Below are 13319 nucleotides of genomic sequence, written 5' to 3'. Positions count from 1 at the left end.
GCAGTCCCGATGCCGGAGGTGGCGCTCAGAGCGGGAGGTGCGAGAGAACGTCGTCGCTCTGTCCGTCGAGGTGGTCGAGGCGTTCACCGAGGAGCTCCCGGAGCAGGACGACGAGCACGTCGTCTTCCCCGTTGCCCACGAGTGCTCGCTCTCTGCCTGCTTCGTCGATGGTGCCGAGCATGACCGCCTCGCGGTCCACGAGCACGAGCCGTCCGAGCCGGTCCCGGGTCGGTGGCAGGTCGAGCCAGTTGCGCTGGGGTTCCCAGATCGTTGCGCCCGGGACCTCCTCCCGGACCGTGTCCCGGACCGTCCGGGTCTGGGAGCCGACGTAAACCTCTACGCCCCGGTCCACGGCGTCCCGGAGCCGTTCGAGACACAGCGGGGCCAGCAACCCGTCCGTCGTGACCATCACGAACAGTTCCTCCTCGGCCCGGTCGAACAGCGCCTGCCCGTGGGCGACGATGTCGTCGCGTCCGTCGATGGACTGCACTTCGGTCTCCGTCGCCACTTCGTCAGCCTGTCCGGGGCGCGTTCCGGTGCCACCGTCGGGCAACAGTTCGCCGACGGCCGCGTCGTCGACGGGCAGTCCCTCGTAGACGACGCGGCGTTCGTCGCCGCGCTCTTCGTAGGAGATAGCGTCAGCGTCCGCGAGTTTGGGCAGGTGTCTGTGGACCAGCGAGACGTGGACGTCCTGCTCGTCGGCGCTGTCGTCCGTCGCCGCCGTGATCAGGTCGTCGACCGTCGTCTCGGTTTCGGCACGGAGGTGTTCGATCACCGTCCGCCGGCGCTCCGACGCGAGGAGGTCGAGCGCCGTCTCCGTGTCCGCAGGTGAGGCGTCGAGATCCAGTGCCGTGTCGAGGACGGCCGCACCGGTCAGGCTCGGAACCGACGGCTTGACGGTGTCGCCCTGGCGCTGGACGAGGCCGGCCGATTCGAGCGCCGGGAGGTAGTGGTGCTTGAGGCTGACGACGACGGCCTCGTGCCGTTCGTCGGAGACCGCACGCAGCGGCACACCGGACTCGGCGCTGACGACGAGGGTCGGGAGTTCCGACTCGGGGATTCCGTCTCGGCGCTCTCTGAGCAGGGACACGACTCGTCGTCCACGACTGTCCGCGAGCGCGGCCAACAGCCGCGAGACGGTACGCGGTTCGGCGTCGTCGGGGGCGGTCTTGTCTGGGGCCTTGCTGGACATGTACTCTCTCCTTTCTCGGAAGCGGGGTTGACTCTACTGCCAAAAGGATTAGGCCGTCCGAACTGGATCCGCTCCAGAGAAGGCGTTTTGCGGGGTAACAGGTTCTTACTTCGGGAAACCCCAGCTGAAGTCGTCAACGAGCGCAATCTTCGCGTCGGGGCCGGGGCTCTCCGCTGGCAACACAGTTAACACCGTTCGTCCAGTAACCCGAGCCATGAGCGGAACGTCTGCGACCGCCGAGACGGAAATCGAGGTCACCGAGCCCGCCGCAGAGGAGGCAGTCCGACTGCTGGAGAGCGAAGACATGGACACGGACGTGGCCGGGCTGCGATTGTTCGTCCAGCAGGGCGGCTGTGCCGGCCTCTCTTACGGCATGCGGTTCGATTACGAGCCCGAAGACGAAGACACGATCTTCGAACACAACGGTCTGCGCGTGTTCGTCGACGAGGCCAGCATGAACTACATCGAGGGTAGCGTACTCGACTTCGAGGACGGGCTGCAGGGCGAAGGGTTCCACGTCGAGAACCCCAACGTGGTCTCCGAGTGTGGCTGTGGCGAGAGCTTCCGGACCTAGTCGGCCAGCTCGAAGGCCACCTCCACCTCGGCCTGGTACTCCCGGTCCTCCGCGGCGGCGATTTCGACGCCCATCTCCTCCACTTCGACCCAGTAGACGTTGTCGAGCGTGTTCTCCGCCCGGTCGACCGCGTCGTCGACCGCGTCGTCGAAACTCTCCGAACTCGTACCGATCAGCGTGATTTTCTTGAAAACCATGGTTGTCGCTCCCCGGGTCCACACCTTCGTCGCTTGCCGTGTTAAAACTTAGCACGGGGCGAACGATTATGCCGGGAACCGCGGCCACCCCGGGCTATGCGCTGACGGTCGACCGGCACGGTCGAGGCGGGTGTGCGATCCGTCGTGTCGGACCGCTCGGGGATCGCCTGTTCGCCAGCGGAGCGGGACGGCTCAGAAGACGCCTTCGTCCCGGAGGTCGACCAGCGTCGCCTCGTCGATGCCCAGTTCCTCGACGTAGACCTCCGTGTTGTGTTCCCCGTGGCGCGGGCCGAGGTGGTCCACGGTGCCCGGCGTCCGTGAGAACTTCGGGTGGGTGTTCGCGGTCCGGGTCGGACCGATCTCCTCGTCCTCGACCTCGACGATGGCGTTTCGCGCCCGGTAGTGGTCGTCCGCGACGATGTCGCTCACGTCGTAGATAGGTGCGACGACGGCATCGCCGGCCCCCAACTCCTCGATAGCCTCGTCGGTGGACCGGTCGGCGATCCACGGCCCGATGTACTCGTCGAGTCCGTCGGCGTGATCGACGCGGACGGCGTCGTCCGCGAAGCGCGGATCGTCGACGAGTTCTGGATGCCCGACGATCTCGGCGAGGTTCTCGAAGATCGACTGGGCCGAGGCCGAGAGCGCGACGTAGCCGTCGGTCGTCTCGTAGACGTTCCGCGGCGCGGCGTTGGCGTGGTGGTTGCCCAGCCGTTCGGAGACCGCGCCCTATTCGTCGTATTTCTCGACCTCGCCAGGGACTCCAGCAGACTCACGTCGATCACCCGCGCCTCGCCGCTTCCGGTCACGTCGCGCTCGAACAGCGCCATCAGGAGTCCCTGCACGGCGGTCTGTCCGGCGACCATGTCGGCGAGGCTGATCGGCGGGAGGAGTGGCTCGCGGTCGGGGTAGCCGTTGACGTGGGCGAACCCGGACATGGCTTCGGCGGCGGTGCCGAAGCCCGGCTCCTCGGCTTTCGGCCCGGTCTGACCGTAGCCCGAGATCCGGACCACGACCAGTTCCTCGTTTGCTTCCTGGAGGCGCTCGGGGCCGAGGCTCCACCGTTCGAGCGTCCCGGGCGGAAGTTCTCGACCACCGCGTCGGCGTCGGCGACCAGTTCCAGCGCCAGCGCGCGCCCCTCGTCGGTACCGAGATCGCTCGTGACGGAGCGCTTGTTCCGGGCGAGTGACTTCCACCAGAGGGTCGTCCCGTCCTCCTCGGGTGGCCAGGATCGGGTCGGGACTGTCAGGGTGTTCGACGCAGATCACGTCGGCACCGAAATCGGCCAGCAGCATCGTCGCGTAGCCACCGCTGACCATTCCCGAGAAGTCTACCACGCGCAGGCCGTCGAGCGGACCCGACGGTCCGTCGGTCGCGTCCGTATCGGTGATACCAGGGTCTGGGCCAACCGGGTGGTTCCCGTTTGCGTTCCGACGTGATCGAGCCGACAGCCCACCGCCGGATCAGGGGCCCGGATCGAGGTTGTCGAGGTGGTGTCGCGCTTGTGCGAGCGCCCCCTCGTCGTCCTCGGCGAGGTAGTGGCCGACGGCCTGTGCGGCGCCGATCAGGGCCTCGCTGTCGGCCAGCGACACGTCGCCGTCGAGCGCGTCGACCCGTTTTCGGTGTTCGCTCAGTGAACTCAGGACGTCGCGCGCGAGTTCGTCCGGATCGTCGTCGAGGTACGTGCGCAACTCGTCGTGATAGTCGGCGACGGCGCTGGCGTATGCCAGTCCGCGCGCCGCACGCATCGACCCGGGAACGGTCGACGGGCCGGGGCGTTCGCCCTGATCGGTCCCGCCCAGGAGCTCGAGCACGTAGTACTCCTCGTCGTCCGCGATCCGCATGCTCCGGTCAACTTCGAGCGCGGCGTGGGCGAGTTCGAGCGCTGCGAGGTACGTGTCGTCCAACGGACGGAGGTCGCCGGCGTCGATGAATCCCTGTCGTCGGACGAACTCTCGACACTGGTCGGCGGCGTCGGTAGCCAGCTCGGACAGCGGGGCGTCGTCGATGCGGTCACGCACGTCGGTCAGGTCGAGCGACGCTGCGCTCGCGGTGTGTTCTTTCCGGTCGTCGACGCCGACACTCCGGAGGCTCCCGCACTCCGGACACTCTACACTGCCGGTGTCGTAGTACGACCAGCGCGTCCCACAGGACTTGCACTCCCGGTCCCCGCGGATCTTCATGCTCTGCTCTATCGGGGCCAGCCTCAAAACAGACCCGCTCGCCACCCGTTTTCGGCTCCCGTGAGTGTGAAAATACTTCACGCTCCCGTCCCTCACGGTGTATATGCGCGACGAAGAGGAAATCCGCGAGCAGTACGAGTTTCTGAAGGAACAACTCGACGACGAGAACATGAACCACCAGGGCGTTAGGCAGATGTTCACCTACTACAAGCGGGCCCTCGGGTGGGTGCTCGAAGAGGAGTATATCTGATCGGTCACTCTTCTCGGCCGAGAGTCGACAGCTGCGCACGACGCGCTCCCAGAAATTGAAAAGTAACAGCAAACTGCCCGACGGCGTATAGAATTGGCATGGCCGGTACATTTAAGTGATTATGGCTACTGCGTTCAGGTGACGCTTCGCTTGGAGGGCCGAAGCGTCAGCGGGGACCAATTCAGGGCGGCAAGCAACCACGCGGGGTCTTTTCACCCCCGCGTGGTTCGCTTTCCATTCGACGTGAACCACGAACTGAACAGCCGATAGACTGGGGTTACTTGATACTGAGCGATCCGTCGGAGCCGCTGGTGTCTTCGTCCCACTCGAGTTCGAGCTCGATGCTCAGCTCGCCGGGCGAGTCGGTCGGGCCTTCGCGCTCGGCTTTGACCTCGAATTCGACGTTCGCGGGCGGTTCCATCGTGACGGATTGGTCACCCGATTCGAGTGTGATCGGTCCGCCGTCGTCAAGTTTGTCGGCGACCGTCCGCAGGTATGTCGCGACGTCTTCACGGCGTTGTACACGCTCGGTCTCGAACAGCACTTTCTCGGGCATACATTATCCCTACGACGCCACGGAAGATAAACGTGGCAGTCGACGGGCAGTCGATCACGTCGTGACGCTTCGGTGAGAAATTGACCAGCGATAGGTTCGCCACTGTTTCCCCGATGTGATACGACGGAATCCGCACGAAGCAGTCCCACTGAGGCCCGCGGACGTATCGAGGTTCGACATATTTATCATATTCCGACAGTAATTGGGAAGTGGACATTACCGATGTACGACCTGACAGGATTCCAGCGTGACCTGCTGTACGTCATCGCCGGCCGGGAGGAGCCACACGGGCTGGCGATCAAGGAGGAACTCGAAGAGTACTACGAGAAAGAGATCCACCACGGTCGCCTCTACCCGAACCTCGACACCCTCGTCGACAAGGGCCTCGTCGAGAAGGGCCAGCGCGACAGGCGGACGAACTTCTACAGTCTGACCCGGCGTGGCCGACGGGAGATCGACGCCCGCCGCGAGTGGGAAGAACAGTACGTCGACCTCTGAGGCAACTGGCGTGGTGGCGGGTCACGGATCTGTCGGCAATCTGGGGCCGATCGACCTCTCGTTCTCGCAGTCGAACTTAGTCGTCTTCTCGCGTGTCGTCACCGTCTCCGTCAGTGGGCTCGTTCGCGGGTGATTCGCCCACCAGGGACTCGTCGGATCCGTCGTGTTGGCCGCCGTCGGCGACGCTGGGTTCGGGGTTGTCCGGTGGTGGGGTCGTCTCGGTACGCGTCAGGTACGTCGGATCGACGGCGACGGGGCGGATCGACGTCCCTGCGAGGAGCTCCGGGAGGACGATACGCGCGAAGTGGAAGACGAGGACGAGGATGATCGGGCCGAGGAAGATGCCGGGCCAGCCAAAGAGCAGGGGTCCGAGGATGTACGCGAACATCACGAGCCCGATGTGGAGGTTTCGGCCCGAGACGTACGGTCGGAGGATGAAATCGGGCAACAGGTCGACGATGACGATGGTCACGCCGGCCACGAGCGCGACGAAGCCGAAGCCACCGTCTTGCACGTACGCCGTGTAACCGAGATACCCCAGCATCGGCACGTAGACGATCTTCATGCCCACTACGGGGATGAGGCTCGCGACACCCGTCAGGACGCCGAGCAGTGCGGGGTAGGGGATCTGCAGACTCTGTGGGCCCAGCAGGTTGAGCAGGTTGAACGAGATCGCGCCGATCGCGCCGGTGACGATGGCGTTGAGGATGTTGCCGAAGAAGATGCTCGCGAAGTCCTGGTCGACGGCTCTGACATACGTTTCGAGGACACCGCGCTCGTCGCCGAACTGGATGAACCACCGCGACAGGCGACTGCCGTCCTTGAGCATGTAGTAGGCGAGCGCGAACATCACGAACAGGTGCAGCAGCCCGTTCCCGATGAAGCCGGCGTAGTCGAGCGCGGCGAAGAGGGTGGACTGTGCGGTCTCGACGCTCGCTTGATCGATCAGCGTCGAGGGATTCTCGACGATTCCCGAGACCGGAACGTACGGTTCGACCAGTTCCATCACGGGGCCGAGTTGCTGGCCGTTGAGCTTCGAGAGCTCCTGGAGGGCGATGGCGATGGTGTACGCGAGCAGTGCGACGGCCGGGAGTGCGAAGACGGCGAGCGAGAGGGCCGCAGCGACACTGCGTCGCCGGATGCGGCGCTGGATCCGCGTGTACGCCGGCCGGGTCGCGTAGTAGATGAAGATGGCAAACACGAACGTGCCGACGAACGTGTGAACGACGTAGGCGACGATCAGTCCGAACACGGCCGCGAGCCCCCACCAGAACGCTCGCGCCCGGTCGAGGTCGATATCGACCATAGCCTCCCGTTTTTCAGCTTACCTAATAAGAACCCCGAACGTCTCGGGTCCGACCACCGTGCTACTTAATGGGGTCAAGGGCGTACGTCTGTGGGTGAGTCCACTCCTGCAGACGATCCCCGCGCCGCTGGACGCCGAGGTGACTCGGTTAGTGCTGGCCGCGGCGCTGGGGATGTTCCTCGGACTGGAACGGGAGTGGGCACAGAAGACGGCCGGTATCCGGACGTTCGCCCTCATCAGCCTGCTCGGAGCCGTCTTCACCGTCGTCGGTGCGGAGCTCCTGCTGGTCGTGGGAGCCGTGCTGGTGGTCGTCCAGGGAGTCGTCCTCGCAGTCGAGGGACTGGTGTCTAAAGAACGGGGGCTCTCGCTGACGACGTCGGTCTCGATGCTCGTCGCGTACGGCGTAGGTGCGCTGGTCGCCGAGGGCTACGTCGTCGAGGGCGTCACGGTGGCCGTGGTATCGTCGCTGTTGCTGGTCCTCAAGCGGGAACCTCACAGCTTCGCCTGGGGCCTGTCCCGCCAGGAGTTGCGCTCGGCGACGGAGTTCGCCATCCTCGCGTTCGTGGTCTACCCGCTCTTGCCGGCAGGGTCACGCAGCGTGTCGGTAGCGGGTCTCTCCGTCTCGCTGGAACCGCGCGTCGTCTGGCTGATGGTGGTGACCGTGGCTGGCATCGGGATCGTCAACTACGCCATCGTGCAGACGTACGGTGGTCGCGGCATCGCGGTGACGGGGTTTTTCGGCGGACTGGCCTCCTCGACGGCCGTCGTGGGGACGATGCTCGATCACGTCCGCCAGCACGACCGGGCGACGTCCTACGCGGTCGCCGCCGTGTTGCTGGCCGACGCGGCGATGGCCCTCCGGAACCTCGTCATCGCCTTGGTGTTCACGATCAAGTCGGGCGTGCTGGTGGGTGCGGTCGTTCCGCTGGGGGCCGTGATCGTCGGGAGCGTCGCGGTCGCCGCCTACTCCGCCGACTGGCGCGAATCCGTCGACATCGACCTCCAGAGTCCCTTCTCCCTGCGTCGGGCGCTGGGCTTCGGCGTCGTGTTCCTGCTGATCGTGCTGGCCGGGAGCGTCGCCCGCCAGCTGTTCGGCACCGCCGGGTTCTACGTGACCGCGGCCATGTCGGGGCTCGTTTCGAGCGCCGGCGCGACGACCTCGGCCGTCCTGCTGTACCGGGGTGGCTCGATCACGGGGCCCGAGGCCGTGTTCGCGATACTGCTGGCGACCGCCGCGAGCATCCTCGTCAAGGCGGGCCTGACCGTCGCCAGCCCGAACCGCCGGTTCGCCTACCGGGTCGCCGCGTGGAGCCTCGCGCTCATGGTCGGGGCTACCGCCGTCACGGTCGCGATGACGGCCTGAGGATCACGTGACGGAACGACGGGAGCAGTAAATATTGTCGAAACCCGACGAATTATTTATCGGATTGGCAACCGAATTGCGGGCATGGACCGGGACAGCGTCGAGCCGCGGGTCGACGAGTTGCCTGGTGAGCACGCGCGGGAGCAGGTGGACTACCACCACGAGCCGGCCGCGCCGAGCACCTACGTCTACGAGTTCGTCTGGGACCACACGGCACCGGCGGCCGGCCCCTTCTGTACGGACGTGGACGGGAACGTCCTCATGGATTTCACGGCCCACGTCGGTGCGGCCCCGCTGGGGTACGACAACCCGACCCTGCGCGAGCGCCTCGACGAGTTCGACCTGACCGACCCCACGAAGATCGCCGGGCAGGACTTCTACGCGGCCAGCGGCCCGCCGGGCGACGCGCCGATCCCGGGACCGGCCGATCTGATGGACCGTCTCGTCGACGTGTCCGACCACTACGGCATGGACACGGTCTTCCTCTCGAACAGCGGCGCGGAGGCCGTCGAGAACGCCATCAAGATCTGTTACGACCACACCGCCGGCAAGTACGCGATCACGTTCGAGGGGGCCTTCCACGGCCGGACCCTCGGCGCGCTCTCGCTCAACCGGTCGAAGGGGGTGTACCGTCGCCGGTTTCCGGAGATCTCGACCGTCCACGACGTGCCCTTCTGTACCGACCGGACCTGCGATCCGGGGAGTTGCGGGTGTGGGTTCTTCGTCGAGGACGGGTCGCGTCTCCGGCGGATGCTCGGGTCGGGCGGGTTCGTCGATCCGGACGAAGTGGCCTACGTCGTCGTCGAACCGGTACAGGGCGAGGGCGGCTATCGGTTCCCCAGCGACGCGTTCGTCGCGGAACTGGCGGCGGTCGTCGACGAACACGACCTCCTGCTGGTCGCCGACGAGATCCAGTCGGGCATGGGGCGAACGGGGGAGTTCTGGGCGTCGGACCACTATCCGATCGAACCGGACGTGATCGCTGGCGCGAAAGCGCTTCGCGTGGGCGCGACCATCGCAAGCGAGGACGTGTTCCCCGACGAGGAGAGCCGGCTCTCCTCCACCTGGGGCGCGGGCGATCTGCTGGCCTGCGCACAGGGGGCGATCACTATCGACGTGATCCGGGAGCAGGGGTTGATGGACAACGCCCGCGAGCGCGGCCGACAGTTCCGGGAGACGTTCGACGCTGGGCCGGCCGTGACCGACGTGCGCGGGAAAGGACTCATGCTCGCCGTCGAATTCGACACGAAAGCGCGTCGCGACGACGTGATGGACGCGGCCTTCGCCCGCGGCCTGCTCACGCTGGGCTGTGGCCGGAAGACGCTCCGAATCCTCCCGCCGCTGGACGCGACCGAACGGGAGATCGACCTCGGCGCGAGCCTGCTGGCCGACGCCGTCGACGCGGCCAGCTGATCCGGCAACACCGACTGGTTCGCGCTCGATGTCTGACGAAGGTTTACATACTGTGATGTGGTATCACTTACCATGTCTTCGGAGCCGGCCGGAACGGACGACGATGTCACGCCGCGGGTACAGGAGTTCACGGTCACACAGAACAACACCTTCGAGTTCATGCCTGGGCCGCTGACCGGGATCTCCTGTCCCTGCTGTTTCAAGGACATGTTGTTGCGAGACGTGATCCGACGCGGCGCGTGCAACAGTTGCGGGGCGGACCTGGAGTTGACGCTGACGGCCGAAACAGACGGGTCGAACTAGCTGGCGGTCCGCGCCGAGCGGAGGCACTCAGAACTGGTACCGTCGGTCGTCTTTCTGCTGTTGCTGGGGGAACTGACCGCCGGTCATCTCCTCGAAGGTCATCCCGGAGAGGTACTCGTCGTAGGTCACGTCGTAGGCGTTCCGGAGGTGGAAATCGAGGTTGCCGGTCTCGACGGCGGTCTGGAACTGCATGTGGACGGCCCGGCGGAGCAGTTCGCCCACGTCGTCGGGCTCCATCGCCGCGACGAGCATCGCCAACTCGTTGCGTGTCTCCCGATCCAGGTCCACGTCGACTGACTCGCCAAGCTCCGAGTACGTCTCTTCCACGTCGTCTTTGAGATCGTCGAGACTCATGCCGGGGACGTGGCGCCGGCCGAGGAAACAGCTTTCGGCTGGTCACGCTCGCCGACCCTCCAACCAAAGTGTTAATTCAGATACCCATATCACCTTACGGCTATGACAGGTAACCGAACGGAGGAGTCTCGACGGGGCGGACCGATCACGCGACGCCGAGTGCTCGCGACGGCGGGGGTCGCGACTGGGGGCGCGCTCGCGGGCTGTACCGGCGACTCCGGCGGTGGAACACCGACCGACGACGGGGACGACGGGAACGACGACAGCGATGACGACGGTGGCACGCCCACGGATACGGGCCCACAGATGAGCGGCGGCATCGAAGTCGCCGGCGAGAGCACCGTCGACCCGCTCGTCGTCGACGGCCTGGAGCGACAGGGTGGGAACGAGAACAAGGTGGTCATCGTGACGACCGTCAGGAACGCAGGTGAGCAGACGACGGACATCGTCGAGTACAGCTACGATCTGGTCCTGTTCGACGCCGACGGGGCCGAGATGGGAACGAATACGGGATTCGGCACGACGGGTGACACCGAGGTCGCGCCCGGCGAAGCGGCGACGATCAACGTCAGCAAGTCGGTCGAGGGCGACGTCTCGGCGGTCGCTCGCGCCGAGGTCACGCTCAGTTGCGAGGGGATGTTCGCCGAGGGCGTCTACTGCGAGTCCTGATCAGACCGGCCACTCCTCCTCTCGCCAGGCCGCGTCCCAGAACAGGTACTCGTACCGCGAGGACGTGACGAACAGGTCGCGGTAGCGGTCTCGCGCGGCGGCGGAGGCGTCACTGGCGACGTCGTCCAGCAGGCTCCGGCACCAGTCGGCCAACTCCGCGAACTCCTCGCTCGTGTACATCTCGATCCAGGCGGCGTACTGTTCGTGGTCCGGTTTGCCGCGCTCGGCCAGCCGTTCCCCCGTCTCGTTGAATCCCCACATGCAGGGGAGGAGGGCGGCGACGAGGTCACCGAACGTCCCCGTGGCGGCGGTCCGGACGAGGAAGTCGGTGTAGGCCTGGGTGGTCGGCGAGGGCTCGGTTCGTTCGAGTTCACGCTCGGAGATCCCAAGCTCGGCGGCGTAGGAGCGGTGCAGATCCATCTCCGTGTTGATCGTCTCGTGAAGTAACTCGGCGAACGTGCCCATCCGGTCCAGCGACGGGGCTCCGGCCGCACCGTGGGCGAACACCCGGCTGTACTCGATCAGGTACAGGTAGTCCTGTTTCACCCAGTAGCGAAACGGCCCCTCGTCGAGCGTCCCCGCGCCGAGTCCCCGGACCATCTCGTGGTCGTGGATCGCCTCCCAGACCGGATCGGCCGCCGCCCGGAGTTCGTCGGTAATGGCCATGTGATCGTGCAGGCGACCCGTGATGATAACTGTTGGTTGTACCACGCGGTGGTCACTCTCGAACCGCCACGCGTAAGCAGTGGTCGTCCCTACGCCGCGTCGATGAGTGAGGACGCTGCCACGGCGCTGTCCGGAGTCGACGAGGACACCGTCAGGACGGCGCTGATCGAGTGGTACGAGGCGGACCACCGGGACTACCCCTGGCGGCGGACCGACGACGCCTACGAGATTCTGGTCTCGGAGGTGATGAGCCAGCAGACCCAGCTCGACCGGGTGGTCGACGCCTGGCAGGCCTTCCTGGACCGCTGGCCGACCGTCGCGGACCTGGCCGCGGCCGACCGCGCGGAGGTCGTGGGGTTCTGGACCAGTCACAGCCTCGGCTACAACAACCGCGCGAAGTACCTCCACGAGGCAGCCAACCAGGTCGTCTCGGAGTACGATGGCACCTTCCCCCGCGACCCGGACGAACTCTCCGAGTTGATGGGCGTCGGTCCCTACACCGCCAACGCAGTGGCCTCGTTCGCGTTCGACAACGGCGACGCGGTGGTCGACACGAACGTCAAACGCGTCCTCCACCGCGCCTTCGACGTGGCCGACGACGACAGCGAGTTCGAGCGGGCGGCCCAGGAGCTCATGCCCGAAGGCGAGTCCCGGATCTGGAACAACGCCATCATGGAACTGGGCGGGGTCGCCTGCGAGAAGACCCCCTCGTGTGACGCGGCGGGCTGTCCCTGGCGGGAGTTCTGTCACGCCTACCAGACGGCCGATTTCACCGCGCCGGACGTGCCGACCCAGCCCGAGTTCGAGGGCAGCCGCCGGCAGATGCGCGGGCGGGTCGTGAGTGCGCTCGAGGGCGACCGGGAACTCGCGCTCGACGAACTCGGACCGAAAGTTCGCGTCGATTACGTCCCTGGTGGGGAGTACGGCCGGGATTGGTTGCGCGGTCTCCTGTCGGATCTGTCCGACGACGGACTGGTGTCGGTCGACGAGCGCGACGGCGACACCGTCGCTCGCCTCCGGGAGTAACCGGCTCGCCGCTCACGCCTCGGTGACGCCGACGACCCACTGCCAGCGCTGTTCGACGGTCCCGTCCAACTCGGCCAGCAGATCGGTGGCCTTCTCGACCCGTTCGTCGGGTGATAGTCCGGGGTAGAGCCGGGCCGCCATCGCCGGGATGCAGTGGAACTGCCGCACGTCCGCGGCGGTCGTCGCGAACCGCCATACGCCAGTCTCGACCACGAAGGTGTCTTCCAACGCCGTCCGGACGGTACCCACGTCGGCCGGTGACCGGGACTCCCGGTCGAGGTCGGCGAACACGTCCGTCCCGTCGGCTCGCACCCAGCCCAGCGGGGCGACGGCCCCGACCACTCCGCCCGGACGGAGGACCCGCGCGGCCTCGCGGGCCGCGGCTCCGGGCTCGGGCGTGAGGAAGAGCGAGGCCGTGAAGGCCACGGCGTCGAACGCCCTGTCGGCGAACGGGAGGGCGTCGAAGTCGCCCTGGACCCGTTCACTCTCTCCGACCTGCCGCAGCATCTCGTGGCTGAGATCGAGGGCGACCGTCCGCGCGCCGCCGTCGGCGAACACGCGGGTGCTGATACCCGTGCCGGCTCCGGCGTCGAGGATCGAGTCGAACGCGTCGGTCCGCTGTCGCATCTCCGCCTGGAGGAGTCGCGCGAGCGCAGTGAATCGCCTGGTTCGACGCTCGTAGGCGTCGTACGCGGAGACGCTGGCGTCGAAGTTCGCGCGGACGGCCCGTTTCATACCCCGGTCCAGGGGCAGCGCCGAAATAGTGTTT

17 protein-coding genes and 1 pseudogene are annotated in these 13319 nt (G+C 66.3%); 8 read left to right on the top strand and 10 right to left on the bottom strand.

The window, feature by feature from the left end:
• Positions 1-25: 25 nt before the first annotated feature.
• Positions 26-1192, bottom strand: a complete 1167-nt coding sequence (locus EAF64_RS01425) for a DUF7344 domain-containing protein (protein ID WP_129067196.1) — start codon at positions 1190-1192, stop codon at positions 26-28.
• Positions 1193-1406: 214 nt separating this feature from the next.
• Here EAF64_RS01425 and EAF64_RS01420 point away from each other — a divergent pair, with 214 nt between their 5' ends.
• Positions 1407-1766: a HesB/IscA family protein gene (locus EAF64_RS01420; protein ID WP_129067195.1), complete on the top strand. Its 360-nt coding sequence runs from the start codon at positions 1407-1409 to the stop codon at positions 1764-1766.
• On the opposite strand, the gene EAF64_RS01415 is transcribed toward EAF64_RS01420, so the two are convergent.
• The 4 genes and pseudogenes from EAF64_RS01415 to EAF64_RS01405 all read right to left on the bottom strand — a co-directional run bounded on the left by EAF64_RS01415 (position 1763) and on the right by EAF64_RS01405 (position 4146).
• Entirely contained in the window at positions 1763-1963 is a 201-nt protein-coding gene (locus EAF64_RS01415) for a dodecin (protein ID WP_129067194.1), read from the bottom strand. The genes EAF64_RS01420 and EAF64_RS01415 overlap by 4 nt on opposite strands.
• 192 nt (positions 1964-2155) lie before the next feature.
• Complete coding sequence (locus tag EAF64_RS21545; protein ID WP_267899423.1) at positions 2156-2674, bottom strand: CoA transferase; 519 nt, start codon at positions 2672-2674, stop codon at positions 2156-2158.
• A 92-nt stretch (positions 2675-2766) separates the two neighbouring features.
• Positions 2767-3258: pseudogene (locus EAF64_RS21540) on the bottom strand (CoA transferase); the annotation flags it as partial.
• A 168-nt stretch (positions 3259-3426) separates the two neighbouring features.
• Complete coding sequence (locus EAF64_RS01405; protein WP_129067193.1) at positions 3427-4146, bottom strand: DUF7117 family protein; 720 nt, start codon at positions 4144-4146, stop codon at positions 3427-3429.
• A 103-nt stretch (positions 4147-4249) separates the two neighbouring features.
• Between EAF64_RS01405 and EAF64_RS20700 the strand changes: the two genes are divergently transcribed.
• Positions 4250-4396 carry a hypothetical protein gene (locus tag EAF64_RS20700; RefSeq protein ID WP_169302358.1) on the top strand — a complete coding sequence of 49 codons (147 nt, stop codon included), beginning with the start codon at positions 4250-4252 and terminating at the stop codon, positions 4394-4396.
• A gap of 277 nt (positions 4397-4673) precedes the next feature.
• Here the strand turns inward: EAF64_RS20700 and EAF64_RS01400 are convergent, their stop codons facing one another.
• Complete coding sequence (locus EAF64_RS01400) at positions 4674-4952, bottom strand: amphi-Trp domain-containing protein (protein ID WP_129067192.1); 279 nt, start codon at positions 4950-4952, stop codon at positions 4674-4676.
• 222 nt (positions 4953-5174) lie between these two features.
• Between EAF64_RS01400 and EAF64_RS01395 the strand changes: the two genes are divergently transcribed.
• Entirely contained in the window at positions 5175-5450 is a 276-nt protein-coding gene (locus EAF64_RS01395; RefSeq protein ID WP_077207569.1) for a PadR family transcriptional regulator, read from the top strand.
• Between the two features lie 76 nt (positions 5451-5526).
• Here EAF64_RS01395 and EAF64_RS01390 read toward each other — a convergent pair whose 3' ends face one another.
• Positions 5527-6756, bottom strand: a complete 1230-nt coding sequence (locus EAF64_RS01390) for an AI-2E family transporter (RefSeq protein WP_129067191.1) — start codon at positions 6754-6756, stop codon at positions 5527-5529.
• 94 nt (positions 6757-6850) lie between these two features.
• Between EAF64_RS01390 and EAF64_RS01385 the strand changes: the two genes are divergently transcribed.
• From EAF64_RS01385 to EAF64_RS01375, 3 genes are all read left to right on the top strand, one after another.
• Positions 6851-8119: an MgtC/SapB family protein gene (locus tag EAF64_RS01385; protein WP_129067190.1), complete on the top strand. Its 1269-nt coding sequence runs from the start codon at positions 6851-6853 to the stop codon at positions 8117-8119.
• An 84-nt stretch (positions 8120-8203) separates the two neighbouring features.
• On the top strand, positions 8204-9532 hold the full coding sequence (locus EAF64_RS01380; RefSeq protein WP_129067189.1) for an aminotransferase class III-fold pyridoxal phosphate-dependent enzyme: 1329 nt from the start codon (positions 8204-8206) through the stop codon (positions 9530-9532).
• Positions 9533-9604: 72 nt separating this feature from the next.
• Positions 9605-9835: a hypothetical protein gene (locus EAF64_RS01375; RefSeq protein WP_129067188.1), complete on the top strand. Its 231-nt coding sequence runs from the start codon at positions 9605-9607 to the stop codon at positions 9833-9835.
• Between the two features lie 27 nt (positions 9836-9862).
• Here EAF64_RS01375 and EAF64_RS01370 read toward each other — a convergent pair whose 3' ends face one another.
• On the bottom strand, positions 9863-10189 hold the full coding sequence (locus EAF64_RS01370) for a hypothetical protein (RefSeq protein WP_129067187.1): 327 nt from the start codon (positions 10187-10189) through the stop codon (positions 9863-9865).
• A 102-nt stretch (positions 10190-10291) separates the two neighbouring features.
• On the opposite strand from EAF64_RS01370, the gene EAF64_RS01365 reads away from it, so the two are divergent.
• Entirely contained in the window at positions 10292-10858 is a 567-nt protein-coding gene (locus tag EAF64_RS01365) for a hypothetical protein (RefSeq protein WP_129067186.1), read from the top strand.
• Here the strand turns inward: EAF64_RS01365 and tenA are convergent, their stop codons facing one another.
• On the bottom strand, positions 10859-11524 hold the full coding sequence (gene tenA, locus EAF64_RS01360) for a thiaminase II (RefSeq protein ID WP_129067185.1): 666 nt from the start codon (positions 11522-11524) through the stop codon (positions 10859-10861).
• Between the two features lie 102 nt (positions 11525-11626).
• Between tenA and EAF64_RS01355 the strand changes: the two genes are divergently transcribed.
• A complete protein-coding gene (locus EAF64_RS01355; RefSeq protein ID WP_129067184.1) occupies positions 11627-12550 on the top strand; it encodes an A/G-specific adenine glycosylase in 924 nt (307 codons plus the stop codon).
• 12 nt (positions 12551-12562) lie between these two features.
• Here the strand turns inward: EAF64_RS01355 and EAF64_RS01350 are convergent, their stop codons facing one another.
• On the bottom strand, positions 12563-13285 hold the full coding sequence (locus EAF64_RS01350; protein ID WP_129067183.1) for a class I SAM-dependent methyltransferase: 723 nt from the start codon (positions 13283-13285) through the stop codon (positions 12563-12565).
• Between the last annotated feature and the right edge of the window lie 34 nt (positions 13286-13319).

This window comes from Halorientalis pallida (genome assembly GCF_004118325.1).
Lineage (GTDB): Archaea > Halobacteriota > Halobacteria > Halobacteriales > Haloarculaceae > Halorientalis > Halorientalis pallida.
The sequence above is the reverse complement of the archived record's forward strand: the minus strand, read 5'-3'. Positions and strand labels throughout refer to the sequence as shown.

Bases quoted from the DNA above. Each gene is read 5' to 3' on its own strand.
- EAF64_RS01425 (WP_129067196.1), bottom strand. From the start codon at position 1,192: ATGTCCAGCAAGGCCCCAGACAAGACCGCCCCCGACGACGCCGAACCG.
- EAF64_RS01420 (WP_129067195.1), top strand. From the start codon at position 1,407: ATGAGCGGAACGTCTGCGACCGCCGAGACGGAAATCGAGGTCACCGAG.
- EAF64_RS01415 (WP_129067194.1), bottom strand. From the start codon at position 1,963: ATGGTTTTCAAGAAAATCACGCTGATCGGTACGAGTTCGGAGAGTTTC.
- EAF64_RS01405 (WP_129067193.1), bottom strand. From the start codon at position 4,146: ATGAAGATCCGCGGGGACCGGGAGTGCAAGTCCTGTGGGACGCGCTGG.
- EAF64_RS20700 (WP_169302358.1), top strand. From the start codon at position 4,250: ATGCGCGACGAAGAGGAAATCCGCGAGCAGTACGAGTTTCTGAAGGAA.
- EAF64_RS01400 (WP_129067192.1), bottom strand. From the start codon at position 4,952: ATGCCCGAGAAAGTGCTGTTCGAGACCGAGCGTGTACAACGCCGTGAA.
- EAF64_RS01395 (WP_077207569.1), top strand. From the start codon at position 5,175: ATGTACGACCTGACAGGATTCCAGCGTGACCTGCTGTACGTCATCGCC.
- EAF64_RS01390 (WP_129067191.1), bottom strand. From the start codon at position 6,756: ATGGTCGATATCGACCTCGACCGGGCGCGAGCGTTCTGGTGGGGGCTC.
- EAF64_RS01380 (WP_129067189.1), top strand. From the start codon at position 8,204: ATGGACCGGGACAGCGTCGAGCCGCGGGTCGACGAGTTGCCTGGTGAG.
- EAF64_RS01375 (WP_129067188.1), top strand. From the start codon at position 9,605: ATGTCTTCGGAGCCGGCCGGAACGGACGACGATGTCACGCCGCGGGTA.
- EAF64_RS01370 (WP_129067187.1), bottom strand. From the start codon at position 10,189: ATGAGTCTCGACGATCTCAAAGACGACGTGGAAGAGACGTACTCGGAG.
- EAF64_RS01365 (WP_129067186.1), top strand. From the start codon at position 10,292: ATGACAGGTAACCGAACGGAGGAGTCTCGACGGGGCGGACCGATCACG.
- tenA (WP_129067185.1), bottom strand. From the start codon at position 11,524: ATGGCCATTACCGACGAACTCCGGGCGGCGGCCGATCCGGTCTGGGAG.
- EAF64_RS01355 (WP_129067184.1), top strand. From the start codon at position 11,627: ATGAGTGAGGACGCTGCCACGGCGCTGTCCGGAGTCGACGAGGACACC.
- EAF64_RS01350 (WP_129067183.1), bottom strand. From the start codon at position 13,285: ATGAAACGGGCCGTCCGCGCGAACTTCGACGCCAGCGTCTCCGCGTAC.